At 63.0% G+C, this 15,479-nt stretch carries 17 protein-coding genes and 1 pseudogene; 10 read left to right on the top strand and 8 right to left on the bottom strand.

The window, feature by feature from the left end:
* Positions 1 to 44 precede the first annotated feature (44 nt).
* The 5 genes from DFR48_RS01135 (at position 45) to DFR48_RS01155 (ending at position 5,721) form a co-directional block, all read left to right on the top strand.
* A complete protein-coding gene (locus tag DFR48_RS01135) occupies positions 45 to 1,958 on the top strand; it encodes an ABC transporter ATP-binding protein (RefSeq protein ID WP_114361322.1) in 1,914 nt (637 codons plus the stop codon).
* Positions 1,959 to 2,295: 337 nt separating this feature from the next.
* The gene (gene petA, locus DFR48_RS01140) at positions 2,296 to 2,874 is read left to right on the top strand and encodes a ubiquinol-cytochrome c reductase iron-sulfur subunit (protein ID WP_114361800.1); all 579 of its coding nucleotides are present in this window, start codon (positions 2,296 to 2,298) and stop codon (positions 2,872 to 2,874) included.
* A gap of 13 nt (positions 2,875 to 2,887) precedes the next feature.
* On the top strand, positions 2,888 to 4,156 hold the full coding sequence (locus DFR48_RS01145; protein ID WP_114361323.1) for a cytochrome b: 1,269 nt from the start codon (positions 2,888 to 2,890) through the stop codon (positions 4,154 to 4,156).
* Between the two features lie 23 nt (positions 4,157 to 4,179).
* Positions 4,180 to 5,058 (top strand): cytochrome c1, encoded by an 879-nt coding sequence (locus DFR48_RS01150; protein WP_114361324.1) that lies wholly within the window; start codon positions 4,180 to 4,182, stop codon positions 5,056 to 5,058.
* A 120-nt stretch (positions 5,059 to 5,178) separates the two neighbouring features.
* Entirely contained in the window at positions 5,179 to 5,721 is a 543-nt protein-coding gene (locus DFR48_RS01155) for an adenine phosphoribosyltransferase (RefSeq protein WP_114361325.1), read from the top strand.
* Positions 5,722 to 5,740: 19 nt separating this feature from the next.
* On the opposite strand, the gene DFR48_RS01160 is transcribed toward DFR48_RS01155, so the two are convergent.
* Both DFR48_RS01160 and DFR48_RS01165 read right to left on the bottom strand, forming a co-directional pair.
* Positions 5,741 to 6,223 carry a MaoC family dehydratase gene (locus DFR48_RS01160; RefSeq protein ID WP_114361326.1) on the bottom strand — a complete coding sequence of 161 codons (483 nt, stop codon included), beginning with the start codon at positions 6,221 to 6,223 and terminating at the stop codon, positions 5,741 to 5,743.
* Entirely contained in the window at positions 6,220 to 6,690 is a 471-nt protein-coding gene (locus DFR48_RS01165; protein ID WP_114361327.1) for a MaoC family dehydratase, read from the bottom strand. The genes DFR48_RS01160 and DFR48_RS01165 overlap by 4 nt, the downstream gene beginning before the upstream one ends.
* A 66-nt stretch (positions 6,691 to 6,756) precedes the next feature.
* On the opposite strand from DFR48_RS01165, the gene DFR48_RS01170 reads away from it, so the two are divergent.
* Entirely contained in the window at positions 6,757 to 7,413 is a 657-nt protein-coding gene (locus tag DFR48_RS01170) for a Crp/Fnr family transcriptional regulator (protein ID WP_114361328.1), read from the top strand.
* 112 nt (positions 7,414 to 7,525) lie between these two features.
* Entirely contained in the window at positions 7,526 to 7,732 is a 207-nt protein-coding gene (locus DFR48_RS01175; RefSeq protein WP_114361329.1) for a YgaP family membrane protein, read from the top strand.
* Positions 7,733 to 7,816: 84 nt separating this feature from the next.
* Here the strand turns inward: DFR48_RS01175 and ychF are convergent, their stop codons facing one another.
* A complete protein-coding gene (gene ychF / locus DFR48_RS01180) occupies positions 7,817 to 8,920 on the bottom strand; it encodes a redox-regulated ATPase YchF (protein WP_114361330.1) in 1,104 nt (367 codons plus the stop codon).
* A gap of 230 nt (positions 8,921 to 9,150) precedes the next feature.
* Here ychF and clpS (DFR48_RS01185) point away from each other — a divergent pair, with 230 nt between their 5' ends.
* The 3 genes and pseudogenes from clpS (DFR48_RS01185) to clpS (DFR48_RS01195) form a co-directional block, all read left to right on the top strand.
* The gene (gene clpS, locus DFR48_RS01185; RefSeq protein WP_114361331.1) at positions 9,151 to 9,462 is read left to right on the top strand and encodes an ATP-dependent Clp protease adapter ClpS; all 312 of its coding nucleotides are present in this window, start codon (positions 9,151 to 9,153) and stop codon (positions 9,460 to 9,462) included.
* A 5-nt stretch (positions 9,463 to 9,467) separates the two neighbouring features.
* The gene (locus tag DFR48_RS01190; protein ID WP_114361332.1) at positions 9,468 to 9,875 is read left to right on the top strand and encodes a hypothetical protein; all 408 of its coding nucleotides are present in this window, start codon (positions 9,468 to 9,470) and stop codon (positions 9,873 to 9,875) included.
* 109 nt (positions 9,876 to 9,984) lie between these two features.
* Positions 9,985 to 10,104: pseudogene (gene clpS / locus DFR48_RS01195) on the top strand (ATP-dependent Clp protease adaptor ClpS); the annotation flags it as partial.
* A gap of 9 nt (positions 10,105 to 10,113) precedes the next feature.
* On the opposite strand, the gene DFR48_RS01200 reads toward clpS (DFR48_RS01195), so the two are convergent.
* From DFR48_RS01200 to DFR48_RS01220, 5 genes are all read right to left on the bottom strand, one after another.
* Positions 10,114 to 10,572 carry a GNAT family N-acetyltransferase gene (locus tag DFR48_RS01200; RefSeq protein ID WP_114361333.1) on the bottom strand — a complete coding sequence of 153 codons (459 nt, stop codon included), beginning with the start codon at positions 10,570 to 10,572 and terminating at the stop codon, positions 10,114 to 10,116.
* 4 nt (positions 10,573 to 10,576) lie between these two features.
* Positions 10,577 to 11,293, bottom strand: coding sequence for an aminoacyl-tRNA hydrolase (pth, locus tag DFR48_RS01205; RefSeq protein ID WP_114361334.1), 717 nt, complete (start codon positions 11,291 to 11,293; stop codon positions 10,577 to 10,579).
* A 79-nt stretch (positions 11,294 to 11,372) separates the two neighbouring features.
* Positions 11,373 to 12,089: a substrate-binding periplasmic protein gene (locus tag DFR48_RS01210; protein WP_114361335.1), complete on the bottom strand. Its 717-nt coding sequence runs from the start codon at positions 12,087 to 12,089 to the stop codon at positions 11,373 to 11,375.
* A 32-nt stretch (positions 12,090 to 12,121) separates the two neighbouring features.
* A complete protein-coding gene (locus DFR48_RS01215; protein ID WP_114361336.1) occupies positions 12,122 to 14,491 on the bottom strand; it encodes an EAL domain-containing protein in 2,370 nt (789 codons plus the stop codon).
* Between the two features lie 232 nt (positions 14,492 to 14,723).
* The gene (locus DFR48_RS01220) at positions 14,724 to 15,326 is read right to left on the bottom strand and encodes a 50S ribosomal protein L25/general stress protein Ctc (RefSeq protein ID WP_114361337.1); all 603 of its coding nucleotides are present in this window, start codon (positions 15,324 to 15,326) and stop codon (positions 14,724 to 14,726) included.
* Positions 15,327 to 15,479: the final 153 nt, after the last annotated feature.

Here is a 15,479-nt window from a genome sequence, read left to right on the forward strand (position 1 = left end):
CGGCCGTCCTTTCCGCCGGGCGGGAATCCGCCTATATCCCTTCCATGCTGTTTCGCCCGATCGCCCGCCTCTTCGAGAACTGGATCGACCCCTTTGCGCGTTCGGACGACCTGCGTCCGCCGGAAGGGACCGCGGCGTTCATCTGGTTCTACGTGCGCCAGGCGAAATGGGCCTTCGCCGCCATGGCCGTTCTCGGCGGCGCGGTCGCCATGCTGGAGGCGGCGCTCTTCTGGTTCGTCGGCAGGCTCGTCGACCTCCTCGACACCGTGCCGCGGGAAGGCGGCTGGAACGGACTGATCGCAGCGCACGGCGTGGAGCTCGCGGTGATGGCGCTGACCGTGCTCGTCGTGCGCCTCGTCGTGGTGACGCTCGGCGCGCTGGTCGAAGAACAGGTGATCGTCCTCAACTTCTTCAATCTCGTGCGCTGGCAGGCGCATGTGCACGTGGCGCGGCAGGCGCTTTCCTTTTTCCAGAACGACTTTTCCGGCCGCATCGTCACCAAGGTCTGGTCGGCGGGGCAGGCGACCGGCGATCTCATGACCTCGCTGCTGCAGGTCGCCTGGTTCATGGTCATCTATACGGTTTCGACCATGGCGCTCGTCGCCCAGCTCGACTGGCGGCTGGCGGCGATCATCGCCGGCTGGGTGGTCATCTTCCTCCTGCTCGCCCGCTACTTCGTGCCGCGCATCCGCCGCCACGCCCGGGCGACGGCGGAAGCCGCCTCGATGCTGAACGGCCGGCTCGTCGACAGCTATTCCAATATCCAGACGTTGAAGCTTTTCGGGCGCGAGCGCGAGAACGATCATTATATCCGTGCCGGCTTCGACCGCTTCCAGGCGACACTCACGCCCTTCGCCCGGCTCCTGACCGGCGTGCGGGCGGCGCTTGCGACGCTCTCGGGTGTGATGATCCTGATGGTTGCCTTCCTTTCGGTGGATCTCTGGTTCAAGGGCGCTGTCACCGCTGGCGGCGTCGCTTTCACGCTCGGCCTCGTGCTGCGCCTCAACATGCTGCTCGGCCGCATGATGACGCAGATGAACAGCATCATGCGCAATATCGGCACGATCCAGAACTCGGCCGAGCTCGTCTCGAAGCCGCTGGCACTTGTCGACCGTCCCGGCGCCGGGGAACTCAAGGTGGCGCGACCGGAAATCCGGTTCGAGGACGTCTCCTTCCACTATGGCAGGAAGAGCGGCGTCATCGACCACCTGACGCTGACCGTCCGGCCCGGCGAGAAGGTCGGCATCGTCGGACGTTCGGGCGCCGGCAAGTCGACGCTCGTCAACCTGCTGCTGCGCTTCTACGACCTCGAAGGCGGGCGTATCCTCATCGACGGGCAGGACATCGCCACCGTGACGCAGGAAAGCCTGCGCCGGCAGATCGGCATGGTGACGCAGGATACGGCGCTGCTCCATCGCTCGATCCGCGACAACATCCTGTTCGGCCGCCATGACGCCGATGAAAAACAGCTCGAACGCGCGGCGGAGCGGGCCGAGGCGCTCGATTTCATTCTGCGGCTCGAAGACCAGCGCGGACGGCGCGGCTTCGATGCACATGTCGGCGAACGCGGGGTGAAGCTCTCAGGCGGTCAGCGCCAGCGGATCGCCATCGCCCGCGTGATGCTGAAGGATGCGCCGATCCTCGTTCTTGACGAGGCGACCTCGGCGCTGGACTCGGAAGTCGAGGCGGCGATCCAGTCCAATCTCGACCGGCTGATGCAGGGCAAGACGGTGCTGGCGATCGCCCACCGGCTGTCGACGATCGCGGCCCTTGACCGGCTCGTGGTGATGGACAGGGGTCGGATCGTCGAGGAGGGGACCCACGCCGAACTGGTCGCCGCGGGCGGGCTCTATTCCGAGCTCTGGGCGCGGCAGTCGGGCGGGTTTCTCGGCGCGGGCGACCGCGAGGGTGGCGAGGGGAGGGTGTCCTCCGTCTCGGCGCCGATGCCGCGGCGCTGAGGGCGGATACCTCGCCGGGCGTTGGCGCGGCGGTTGGAATACGGTCGCCGAGGCCGGTGAGGTTGACGAATGACAGGCCGGGAGGTGCCTTCTACGCCTTTCGGAGGAGGTCTGGCGTCGCCTGAAAGCCCCTCGTGTGACGCGGACGGAACTCTCCCAAGATTTTCCGCGACAATGTGCCCCCATCCCCCTGCCAAGGCTGGACATCTTTTGTTATCGGGCTTAGAACGCGCCAAATTGGCGGGGAATCTGTGGCGCAACTGTGTCTGCGCACAGGCTTCCTGTCGCGGAGGCAATGCGGTTTATCGCAGACGTTTGCGAAGAGGATGGTTTGACCGTGAGCGAACACGACATCAATAGCGAGACCTTGGGCGAGCCTTCTCGCCGCGACTTTCTTTATCTGACGACCGGTATGGCCGGTGTGGTCGGTGCCGCTGCGGTCGCCTGGCCCTTCATCGACCAGATGCGTCCGGACGCCTCGACGCTCGCGCTCGCTTCAATCGAAGTGGACGTTTCGGCGCTCGAGCCCGGCATGTCGCTCACCGTCAAGTGGCGCGGAAAGCCGGTGTTCATCCGCAACCGCACCGACAAGGAAGTCGAAGAGGCCAAGCAGGTCGCGCTCACCGATCTCAAGGATCCGGTCGCCCGTAACGCCAATCTCGCACCTGATGCAGAAGCGAACGATCTCGACCGCTCCGCAGGCGAAGGCAAGGAAAACTGGATCGTGATGATCGGCTCCTGCACCCATCTCGGCTGCGTTCCGCTCGGCCAGTCAGGCGATTTCGGCGGCTGGTTCTGTCCCTGCCACGGCTCGCACTACGACACCGCCGGCCGTATTCGCAAGGGTCCTGCGCCGCAGAACCTTGCCGTTCCTACCTTTGCATTCGTTTCCGATTCTGTGATCAAAATCGGTTGAGGGGATACATAATATGAGTGGTCATTCTAGCTACCAGCCGTCGAGCGGTCTCGGGAAGTGGATCGACGCGCGGCTGCCTCTGCCGCGCATGGTCTATGACAGTTTTGTCGCCTATCCCGTTCCCCGCAACCTGAACTATGCCTATACGTTCGGTGCCATGCTGTCGGTGATGCTCGTTGTGCAGATCCTGACCGGCGTGGTTCTCGCCATGCACTACGGCGCAGAAACGACGATCGCCTTCAACTCGGTCGAGAAGATCATGCGCGACGTCAACCACGGCTGGCTGCTGCGCTACATGCACGCCAACGGCGCGTCGTTCTTCTTCATCGCCGTCTATCTCCACATCGCCCGCGGCCTCTACTACGGCTCCTACAAGGCGCCCCGCGAAATCCTCTGGATCCTCGGCGTCGTGATCTACCTGCTGATGATGGCGACGGGCTTCATGGGCTACGTCCTGCCCTGGGGTCAGATGTCCTTCTGGGGTGCGACCGTCATCACCGGCTTCTTCACCGCCTTCCCGGGGGTCGGCGAATGGATCCAGCAGTTCCTGCTCGGCGGCTTTGCGGTCGACAATCCGACGCTCAACCGCTTCTTCTCGCTGCACTATCTGCTGCCGTTCATGATCGCCGGCGTCGTCGTCCTGCACGTCTGGGCGCTGCACGTCACCGGCCAGACCAACCCGACCGGCGTCGAAGTCAAGTCGAAGACGGACACCGTTCCGTTCACGCCTTATGCGACGCTCAAGGATGCCTTCGGCGTAGCGGTCTTCCTGATCGCCTATGCCTGGTTCATCTTCTATCTGCCGAACTACCTCGGTCACCCTGACAACTACACGATGGCCGATCCGCTGAAGACCCCGGCTCACATCGTTCCGGAATGGTACTACCTGCCGTTCTACGCGATGCTGCGCGCCATCACCTTCAACGTCGGCCCGATCGACTCCAAGCTCGGCGGCGTTCTGGTGATGTTCGGGTCGATCATCATCCTGTTCTTCCTGCCCTGGCTCGACACGTCCAAGGTCCGCTCGGCCGTCTACCGTCCGTGGTACAAGCTGTTCTTCTGGCTGTTCGTCGCCGACTGCATCCTGCTCGGCTGGCTCGGCTCGCGTCAGCCGTCCGACCTCTACACGCTGATGGCCCAGTTCGGCACGCTCTACTACTTCGGCTTCTTCATCGTGATCATGCCGCTGCTCGGCCTGTTCGAAAAGCCGCGCCGCGTTCCGAACTCGATCACCGAGGCGGTTCTCGAAAAGAGCGGCAAATCCGCCGCAACCCAGGCCTGAGCGCGCGAAAGAGGGATTATAAGATGAAAAAGCTTGTAACGAGCATCGCGCTGATCGCCGCCATGGCGGGCTTCGGCGCCTCTTCCGCGGTCGCGCAGGAAGCAACCGATCTTGCTGCGGCGGCGGAACACGCCGCGGCTGCCGGCCACTACCCGATCTTCAAGCCGAAGAACGTCGAGTGGACCTTTGCCGGTCCGTTCGGCAAGTACGACAAGGGCCAGCTGCAGCGCGGCCTCAAGGTCTACAAGGAAGTCTGCTCAGCCTGTCACTCGATGAGCCTCGTTTCCTTCCGCACGCTCGAGCACCTCGGCTACTCGGAAGAGCAGGTCAAGGCGTTTGCCGGCGAGTATGAGGTTCAGGACGGTCCGAACGCCGACGGCGAGATGTACACCCGCAAGGCGGTTCCGTCGGACTACTTCCCGTCGCCCTTCCCGAACAAGGAAGCAGCTGCGGCTGCCAATGGCGGCGCCGCTCCGCCGGACATGTCGTTGCTCGCCAAGGCTCGCGGCATCGAGCGCGGTTTCCCGACCTTCATCTTCGATATCTTCACTCAGTATCAGGAAGGCGGTCCGGACTATATCTACTCGCTGCTGACCGGCTACCAGGCGGCGCCGGAAGGCGTCGAAGTGGCTGAGGGAACGAATTTCAACCCCTACTTCGCAGGCGCCTCTGCCTTGAAGATGGCTCCGCCGCTCAGCGACGGCCAGGTCACCTATGACGACGGGTCGCCGGAAACGCTCGACCAGTACGCGAAGGATGTTGCCGCGTTCCTGATGTGGGCTGCCGAGCCGCACCTCGAAGAGCGCAAGCACACCGGCTTCATGGTCATGGTGTTCCTCGCGATCTTCACCGCTCTGGTCTACCTGACGAAGAAGTCGGTCTACGCGAACAAGGAACACTGATCCCCGCGATCGGTGCTTCGAAAAGGCGGTCTTCGGACCGCCTTTTTTGTTGGTCGGGAAAGCCGGACTTGCTACTGTCCGGCGCAATCTTCCCGAAATGTGAATGACACTGGACAGACCATGAGCAACTTTGCGCTTGAGCTCGCATCCTCGATCCGCTCGATCCCCGATTATCCGAAGCCCGGCATCGTCTTTCGCGACATCACCACGCTGCTCGGCAACCCGCGGGCCTTCCGCCGGGCCGTCGACGCCCTCGTCCAGCCCTATGCGGGCATGAAGATCGACAAGATCGCCGGCATGGAGGCGCGCGGCTTCATCCTCGGCGGCGCTGTGGCCCACCAGCTGTCCGCCGGCTTCGTGCCGATCCGCAAGAAGGGCAAGCTTCCCCACGATACGGTCAGGATCGCCTACAGCCTCGAATACGGCGTGGACGAAATGGAGATGCATGTGGACGCCGTCGATCCGGGCGAGAAGGTTATCCTGGTCGACGACCTGATTGCGACCGGCGGCACGGCCGTCGGGGCGGTTCAGCTGCTGCGGCAGATCGGCGCCGACGTCGTCTCAGCGTGCTTCGTCATCGACTTGCCGGATCTCGGCGGGCGCAAGAAGCTCGAGGAACTTGGCGTCGAAGTGCGGACGCTCGTCGAGTTCTCCGGCCACTGAGCCTGGCGAGATCCGGCCTTCAGGCCTCGTCTTCCGGCAGGAATTCGAGAATGTTGCTTTTGAACCGTAGCACCGGATCGCCGTTCTGGTTGATGCCTTCGGCGAGGCCGGTGTTGAGAGCGAGTCCGGGCCGGGAGGCGAGGGGGCGGCTGTCGACGCTGGTGAGCGAATAGCTGACGACATCGCCCACATAGACGGGTTTCAGCCATTGCAGCTCGGCGAACCCCGGGGAGGGGCCGAGCCTCGGCGGTACGATGCCTTCGGCCGAAAGGCGCTTCGTCTCGCGTTCCCAGAAGCCGATGAAGCACCGCATCCAGCAGGCGCAGGTGTGCCAGCCGGAGGCGCAAAGTGCTCCAAAGACGCAATTCTTCGCCGCCTCGGCGTCGACATGGAAGGGCTGCGGGTCGAACTTTTCGGCAAAACGGACGATGTCCTCGGCGGAGAAGCTTGCCGATCCGAGCGCGAGGCGCGTACCGGCGGGGTAAAGGTCGAGCATCCTCATGCGGAAGCCTTTTCGGGGTTGCGCTGACGCACCATGATGGAATTGCGGGCGGAAAGAACGAGCTCTCCGCGCTGGTTGAAGAGTTCGTGGCCGAAGGTGACGATGCCGAGGCCGGGGCGCGAGCGCATCGGACGCGCGGCCTCGACCGTCGAATGGCCGCTCAGCGTATCACCGGCGATGACCGGCTTTCTCCACTGCATGACGTCGATGCCGGGCGCCCCTTCCGAGGCCGTCGCTAGCACGTAGCTGTCGATCATCATGCGCATGAAGAGGCTGCTCGTATGCCAGCCGGACGCCGACAAACCGCCGAGAATGCTCGCGCGCCCTGCCTCTTCGGAAAGATGCATCGGCTGCGGATCGAACTCCTTCGCGAACTCTATGATCTCCGCGGCCATCACCGTCCGCGGCCCGAGCTCGAAGCGTCGCCCGGGCGTGAAGTCCTCGTAGTGGAGCCGTTCGGCCTGCATCGGCTGTTCCCTCCGTCCGCCAAGTGTGCACAATGGGTCTTATGCCCCGGAATCGCTGGAGGGTCCATGGCGGGTTGGGTGGATCAGGCAGGCTTTCTTTCCGCACTGGAGCCGGAGGTGCGTGCGCAGCTTGGCACCTTGAAGCCGCATTACGTGCCGGACCGGACGACGCTTTTCCGGCCGGGCGACAGGGCCGAGGTCTTTCTCATCCTTCTCTCAGGGCGCATCGGCGTCTACATGACCGGCCGCAACGGCCGCGAGCTTCTCCTCTATTCCGTCTGCCCCGGCGAGACCTGTGTGCAGACGACGCTCGGCGTGCTCGGCGGCGCGCCGTATACGGGCGAGGCGATCGCCGAAACGGATCTGGTGGCGGTCATGATGCCGCCACAGATGTTCGATGATCTGCTCGCGACATCCGCCGCCTTCCGCGGCTTTGTTTTCCGCGCCTTCGCCGGTCGCCTTTCGGAACTGATGCTGCTTCTGGAGCAGGTGGCGTTCGTGAAGGTCGAGCGGCGTCTTGCCAAGTCCCTGCTCGAAAGGGCGGGACCGGAAGGGATCGTCGTCGCCACCCACCAGGAACTTGCCGCGATGATCGGCTCGGCCCGCGAGGTGGTGTCGCGGCGGCTGGAGGAGCTTTCAGCGCGCGGCATCGTCAGCAGCGAGCGCGGGCAGATCCGCATCCGCGATCCCGTCCAGCTCCGGCGCATGGCATCGCCCGACTGACAGGCGCATCCCGCCCAAGTTTCCTGTCCTGTGACTAAGTCACTGACGGGGCACCGCGTTTGGCTATGCTTGCGACATTGCGGAATCTCCTGCAACGCGGAAAGGAAAGACAATGTTTGCCAAGAATGTCGGAACGGTCGACAGGGTCATACGCATTGTACTCGGCCTCGTGCTGCTGTCCCTGTTCTTCTACTATCCGGGCGCGTGGTGGCGCTACTATACGCTGATCGGGATCGTGCCGCTGCTGACGGGGCTCTTCGGAAGCTGCCTGCTCTATTCGATGCTGGGCATCTCGTCCTGCCCTACGAAGAAGGCGTGAGGCGTTCCCGCCGATCGTAAAAGAAGAAGGCATCGCCACGGTGGTGGCGATGCCTTCTTCGTCGTGTGATGGGAGTTGGTCCGCTCAGGTGTTGAAGCGGAAGTGGATCACGTCGCCGTCGTTGACGACGTATTCCTTGCCTTCGTCGCGAGCCTTGCCGGCTTCCTTGGCGCCGACTTCGCCGCCATAGGCGATGAAGTCGTCATAGCCGATGGTGAAGGCGCGAATGAAGCCACGCTCGAAGTCGGTATGGATGACGCCGGCGGCCTGCGGCGCCTTGGTGCCGCGGACGATCGTCCAGGCGCGGCATTCCTTCGGACCGACGGTGAAGTAGGTAATCAGGTCGAGCAGGTGATAGCCGGCGCGGATCAGCCGGTCGAGACCGGCTTCTTCCAGACCGAGTGCGGAGAGGAACTCCTTCGATTCCTCTTCCGGAAGCTGGGCGACCTCGGCCTCGATGGCCGCGGAGATGATGACTGTTTCGGCGCCCTGTTCCTTCGCCATCTCAGCGACGGCTTCCGTGTACTTGTTGCCGGTCGAGGCGTCGCTTTCCGCGACGTTGCAGACATAGAGGACCGGATGCGAGGTGAGGAGGTTCAGCTCCTTCAGGATCTGGATCTCGTCGGCGCCGAGCGTCTTCAGGAGCAGACGGGCGGGCTTGCCCTCCTGCAGCAGCTTGATGACCGCTTCCATGACCGGAAGCTGCGCCATGGACTCCTTGTCCTTGCCGGTCGCGCGCTTGCGGGTCTGTTCGACGCGGCGCTCCAGGCTTTCGAGGTCGGCGAGCATCAGCTCGGTCTCGATCGTGTCGGCATCGCCGACCGGATCGATGCGGCCTTCGACATGGGTGATGTCAGGATCCTCGAAGCAGCGCAGGACGTGCACGATGGCATCGACTTCGCGGATATTGGCGAGGAACTTGTTGCCGAGGCCTTCGCCCTTCGACGCGCCGCGCACCAGGCCGGCGATGTCGACGAAGGAGATGCGGGTCGGGATGATTTCCTTCGAGCCGGCGACCTTCGCGAGCTTCGGCATGCGCGGATCGGGAACGGCGACTTCGCCGGTGTTCGGCTCGATCGTGCAGAAGGGATAGTTGGCGGCTTGCGCCGCCGCCGTCTTGGTCAGCGCGTTGAAGAGGGTGGATTTGCCGACGTTCGGCAGTCCGACGATACCGCATTTGAAGCCCATGGCTTGAATACCTGCTCAGCTTGAGAATTCCGTTGCTGCCTTTTGCGAAATGGGCGGGGCAAGGTCAAGGGCTGTCGTCACCGGAGCGCCGATCGGAAGGCCGTTCGGCGGGGTTGAATTGCTGTCTGCAGAGCATGGACGGCCCCGAAGATCTTGAACGGCGTCCGTTGGCGAGGCAAGATCGTCCGGTCAGGCTTTGCCCATCCATCTGTCATCACGGGAGCGTTCCGATGAGTGACAATGATATTGCGGTCAAGGTGAAACTGGGCACCAGGCCCAGGATCGAACGGCCGAGACTCTACAAGGTCATCCTCGTCAACGACGACTACACGCCGCGGGAATTTGTGGTCGTCGTGCTCAAGGCGGTTTTCCGCATGAGCGAGGACATGTGCTACCGGGTGATGATCACGGCGCACCAGAAGGGAAGCTGCGTCGTCTGCGTCTATGTCCGCGACATTGCCGAAACCAAGGCCAGGGAAGGCACGGAGCTCGGAAAGCAGGCGGGCTTCCCGCTGATGTTCACGACGGAGCCGGAGGAGTGAAGGGCATGCGCAATACCAACTGGAGCCTCATCCGGAACATGATGAACGCGGCGATCGATTTCTGTGAGCGCGTCGAAGCGGCGGGTTATACTGAAGCCGATCGGGATGCCGACGTCGTGGTCAATGAACAGCCCGTGACGGTCCAGGATATCCTCACAAGCGCGTGGACCTATCCGGAGAACATGCGTTACGAGATTATCCGCATGCGCTATGAGGATCGCACTAATCTCGCCTACGTCCCAGAGATGTCGCGCATCCTAACGGCCATGGCCGAGGCCTCGGCCGAGTTGGTAGGTGGCAAGGGGCTAGCTGAGGAGCCTGTTCGCAGGATGATTACATGGTTCGAAAAGGATGGTGCAGTCTTGCTGGAGACTGCGATCAAGCATCGACGTTCTGCTGCGGCTACAGAATGACCTGCCGCTTGGTCGATTGAGTTCCAAGTCTGGCGACGGGGCAGGCGGGAATCAATCGTCCTTCTTGCCGAACATCCGCTTCAGCATCTCCGCCATCGATCCGGTTTCGGGAAGCTGCGTCGTGTGCGTCTATGTCCGCGACATCGCCGAGACCAAGGCCAAGGAAGGCACGGAGCTCGGCAAGCAGGCGGGCTTTCCGCTGATGTTCACGACCGAACCGGAGGAGTAGCGGCGCGGCTCAGCGCGGTGGAATTAGGCGGATTTCCAGCCCGTGCTTCGTCGTGTCGAAGCCGCAGCTTCGGTAGAAGTCGAGTGTGCCCGGTCGTTTGGCGCCCGTCATCAGCCGCACGGTGTAGCACCCAGCGTGAAAAGCGGCGTCGATTGCGGCTTGCAGGGTCCGGCGTCCCAGGCCGGTGCGGCGATGCCGGGCATCGGTGACGACGTTTTCGATGAAGGCGTACGGCATGCCGCCGCGTGTGAGATTGGGCACCACGATCAGCGTGCAGGTGCTGGCGAGCGTACCGTCGACGAAGGCGCCGAACACGGTGAGACCGTCGTGACCGAGGATTTCATCGAAGCGGACTTCCGCGAGATCGGGCGCCAGCGGCAGATCGCTCTCGATCAACTGGTCGTAGAGTGACAGCAGACCTTGTAGATCCGGCTTTCCCAGCGCCCGTATCTCGACCGGGTTCGCCATCGCATCAATCGTCCTTCTTCGAGAACATCCGCTTCAGCATTTCCGCCATCGGTCCGGTTTCGGGCAGCTTCTTCGGCTGGGCGTTGTTGCGGGCCTGACGGATGTGCGACTGGCCGGCCGGTTTCTCCGGCTTCGCTTTCGCCGGCTCCTCCTTGCCGCCGGTCGCAAGTGCGAGCTTGTTCATGAGCTTCGACTCGTCGGGCTGGAGCAGCAGGTCGGCATTGTCGGCGATCGCATCGAGCAGCGGATCGAGCCAGGTCCGGTCGACCTTGGCAAAATCGCCGAGCACATGGCCGTGCACGCGCTCCTTGTCGCCGGGATGACCGATGCCGAGCCGGAGCCGGCGGTAGTCCTTGCCGCAATGGGCGTCGAGCGACTTCAGCCCGTTATGGCCGCCATGGCCGCCGCCGGTCTTCATCCGCGCCTTGCCGGCGGGAAGGTCGAGTTCGTCATGGATCGCCACGATGTCGGCAGGCTTCAGCTTGTAGAAGCGCATGGCCTCGCCCACCGCCTCGCCGGAAAGGTTCATGAAGGTCTGTGGCTTCATCAGCAACACCTTCTCTCCGCCGATCTCGCCTTCGGCGATCTCCGCCTTGAATTTCTTGCTCCAGGGCGAGAAGCGGTGGCGGCGATGGATCGCATCCACCGCCATGAAGCCGATATTGTGCCGGTTCTCCGAATACTTGGCGCCCGGATTGCCGAGGCCGGCGATGATGAGCATGGGACGGTCCGCCTTTGGAATGGGTCTGTGATCCACCACCGCGAAACCGCGCGGATGTCAAGCCCTGCGGGCGTCCGCGTCAGTTGAGGACTTGCATTCCGTACTTGGTGAGGAGCGCCTTCTGCGTGCCGTCGGCAATCAGCTTGTCGAGGCCTGCCTGCATCTTCCGGATGATATCCTCGGGAAAGTTCAGGTTGCAGGCGATGCTGAACTTCTGCTCCGCCAGCACGAAGCGCTTTTCGAGCCGGTGGCCCTCTTCGCGCAGCTGGAGATAGTAGCGTTCCGAGATCGGCATCATGTCGACGCGGCCGCTCAGGAGCTTCTTGAGTGTCAGGTCGAGATCGGTCGCGAGGTCGATCTTCGGAAAACCGTTCCGCTCCAGCAATTGCTGGGTATAGTCGTTGCGCTGGGTTCCGACGACGTATTCCCGCGCCTCGGCGATGGTGATCGCCTTGATGCCGGCACCTTCCCGCGCCACCATGACGTTGCGGTCGATCGCGAGCGGCTCCACCCATTTGAAACGGCTGTTGCGTTCGGCGATGTGCGCGGTGGTGAAGACGCAGTGGAGCGGCTCGCTCTCGGCAAGCGCGATCGCACGGGCCCATGGCATCATCTCGATCGTGTAGTCGACGCCGGTGTCCTTCATCAGCGCCACCACCTGCTCGTAGCCGAGGCCGCGGTACTCGCCGTTTTCGCGGAAATTGTAGGGCGGATAGTTCTCCGTCGTGAAATGGACGGTTTCGGCCTCGGCGGCTGGCGCCGTGCCGAGCAGCAGCAGTAATGCAAGCCTCTTCATGTCATGCCATCCTTGCTCGGTTGTCGCCGCGGTCAGGCGACGGAGGTTGTCTTTCGGGCAGTGTCGTAGGCTGCGATCAATTGCTCCACGGGTTGCGGCCGCGCGAAGAAATAGCCTTGTCCACAGTCGACACCAAACCCCTGAAGGAGGTCGCGCTGCTCCTTCGTCTCGACGCCTTCCGCGGTCACCGAGCATTCCATCTTGTGGGAGATGGCGGTGATGCCTTCGACGAGCATGCGGCTCTTGTGGCGCAATTCCGCCTCGTCGGCGGCGAGGGAACGGATGAAGGACTGGTCGATCTTCACGATATCGACGGGGAAGCGGCTGAGATAGCTGAGAGAAGAATAACCGGTGCCGAAATCATCGAGTGCGATGCGGCAGCCGATGCGGCTGAATTCGTCGAGTACCATGCGGATCTGCGGGTTGTCGTGGAGCAGCGTCGCCTCGGTGATCTCGACAACGATGCGCCGCGGATCGATGTGGTGGCGGGCAGTCAACGTCGTCAGCAGCATCGGCAGCGTCTGCTCGAGCTGGAGCGGAGAGAAATTGACCGCGAGATAGGTCTTGTCGTCGCCGGACGCCCGGGTGAGCGCAACGAGGTTGGCGAGCGCCTTTTCGAATACGCGGTTGCCGATGCGGCCGATCGCCCCGGTTTCCTCGGCGATCCTGATGATGTCGGAGGGCGGCAGCAGTCCCTTTCGCGGGTGGGCGAGGCGCATCAGCGACTCGTATCCGATCACCCGGTTGTTGCCGAGGTCGACGATTGGCTGGAAATAGGCCTCGAACCAGTCGTTGGTAAGCGCCTCCTCGATGTCCTGCTCGATCTCCGCCCGCTGGCGGGTGTTGTCCTGGATCAGCGGGTCGTAGAGCAGCGCGCCGTTCTTGCCGCCACGCTTCTTGGTGTACATCGCCATGTCCGACTTCTGCAGCAGTTCCGCCGCATTGTGCGCGTGGCGGGGATAGAGCGCGACACCGATGCTGGCGCTCAGCCGCACCGTCGATCCGTTGATGAGGAGGGGCTCCTCCAGCATCCCGCAGAGACGATGGGCGAGGGCGAGCGCATCCGCTTCGGCATTGTCTGAGCGAAGCAGGACCGCGAACTCGTCGCCGCCGATACGCGCGGCGGTGGCTGCCGGCGGCAGCTGCTGTTCCATGAGTTCGACGAGCCGGCGCAGCACCGTATCACCGGCCTGGTGGCCGAGATTGTCGTTGATCCACTTGAAGCGGTCGAGATCGACGAAGATGCAGGCGAGCTCGCCCTGGCGGGCGTCGGTCTCGCGGATTTCCTCATCGAGGACACTCTCGAAGCCTTGCCGGTTCAAGAGGCCGGTCAGATGGTCGGTCACCGCCTGCCGACGGATCCTGGCTTCCGACTGCTTGAGCTCGGTCACGTCGGTCATGACGCTGAGGGAAAGGCCCGTCTCGCAGTCACCGGCGGCCTTGCCGCTTTCGACGATCAGCACGTCCATGACACGGCCGTCCTTGCAGACGAACCTGGTGGTGCATTCGACGACCTTGCGGTCGCTCGGACCGTGGCGGTGGACCAGATACGCACCGCGCACGGGGCTATCGACGAGATCCGCAAAGTGCTTGCCGACGACGTCCTCGCGCGCGTAGCCCGTCGCCAGCAGCCAATAGTCGCTGACGTCGGTGATACGGTCGTTCTCATCGATCGAGAACAGCATGGCGGGTGTCAGATTGTAGATGTCCGTCGCCCGCCGGTGCGCGATCTTGAGCTCCCGTTCTTCCTGCTCCAGCTGCGTCTGCATGGCGTTGAAGCTCTTTGCGAGCCGGCCCATTTCGTCGTTTGAGTTCCAGTCGACGTGATGGCGCGATCCGAGCCTTCGGGTCGCCTCGATGGCAGCCGTCAGCTTCAGCAGCGGCTTGACGATCATGATGCGGTTGCCGAGGATGGCGGCGCCGACCATGGCGAGGATCGCGACGATGAAGATGCCGATAAAGACACCTTCCGCCTCCCGGAGAGCCGAGAAGATGCCGAGCCGGTGGTAATAGACGGTGATGGTGCCGACGGTCTTCGGGCCGTCCAGCGTCTTGTAGATGATCGGACGATAACGAGACTGGACGCCGCCTTTGGGCCAGGCCGGCATCGGCGGCATGGAGACGTTGATGCCGCCGGCCACGTCGCGGACCCGGACCTTGGTGATCGCGTCGTCGGAGGTAAGTGCGGCGGTGATCCGCTCGGCGCTCTCGAGGTCGAAGTCCCAGAGCGGCTTTGCCAGCGCCAGTGCATTGGCGGCGAGGAGGATCTCGACGTGGTCGTCAAGCTCCTTCGCGGAGCGCTCCGACGACAGGGCGAGGAAGAGCCCGAGGAGAGGGATGACGAGGATGCCGACGGCGATTGCGATGATCGCGAGAAAACGGCTTTCGACCGACCGTGTCATGGCTTGTCACCGCCAGGATATGGTTGATCCGATATCGCTTCCCTCACGGTGTCACATCCCCCTTACGCAACTTTTGCGGCAGGTAAGGCTGACACGAAATCATTAAATCTCGCTAAAGCCCTCATGCAACGGGCTTTCATGCCGCAGCGGGCCGGTTTTCGAGCCCGGAAACGAAAAATCCCGCCTCCTTTCGGAGACGGGATCGGAAAAGTCCGGAGTGCCGATTGCGCGATTACGCTTCGGCAGCTTCCCCGCCTTCGGAAACACCGCCAGCCGGGGCGACGATGGTTGCGATCGTGAAGTCACGGTCGGCGATGACCGGGGTCACGCCGGCCGGCAGCTTCACATGCGAGATGTGCAGGCTGTCGCCGATCTTGTGGCCGGCGAGGTCGACGGTGATGAATTCCGGGATCGCATCGGCCGGGCAGTGCAGCTCGACTTCGTGGCGAACGACGTTCAGAACGCCGCCGATCTTGATTGCCGACTTCTCTTCGTTGATGAAGTGAACCGGAACCTGGACCGAAACCTGGCTGTCGGCCGAGACGCGCAGGAAGTCGACGTGCATCGTGAAATCGCGAACCGGGTCGAGCTGGTAGTCCTTCGGCAGGACCTTGATCTTCTCGCCGTTCAGGTCGATCGTCGCAACGGTGGTCATGAAACCGCCGGCGTGGATGCGCTTGGTGACTTCGTTGGTGTCGAGCGCGATGGAAATGGGGGCCTGCTTGTCACCATAGATGACAGCGGGAATGGAACCGTTGCGGCGAAGTTCACGGGAGGACCCCTTACCAACCCGTTCGCGTGCTACGGCCTTGAGCTCGTAAGAAGCGTGGCTCATGGCTTTATCCTTTCAAGGTTATTTGGAGAGTTCCGGGGCAGGGCGATGTTGACCTGCCATGCGAAACCGAGGTGTCTTGCGACGGCCTCATCCGCGTTGCCTCCAAGGGTGTCTACGCGGACGGGGGCGCTATAGACCAGAAGGCCGCGAAAG

It is taken from the genome of Ciceribacter lividus, assembly GCF_003337715.1.
Taxonomy (GTDB): Bacteria; Pseudomonadota; Alphaproteobacteria; order Rhizobiales; family Rhizobiaceae; genus Allorhizobium; species Allorhizobium lividum.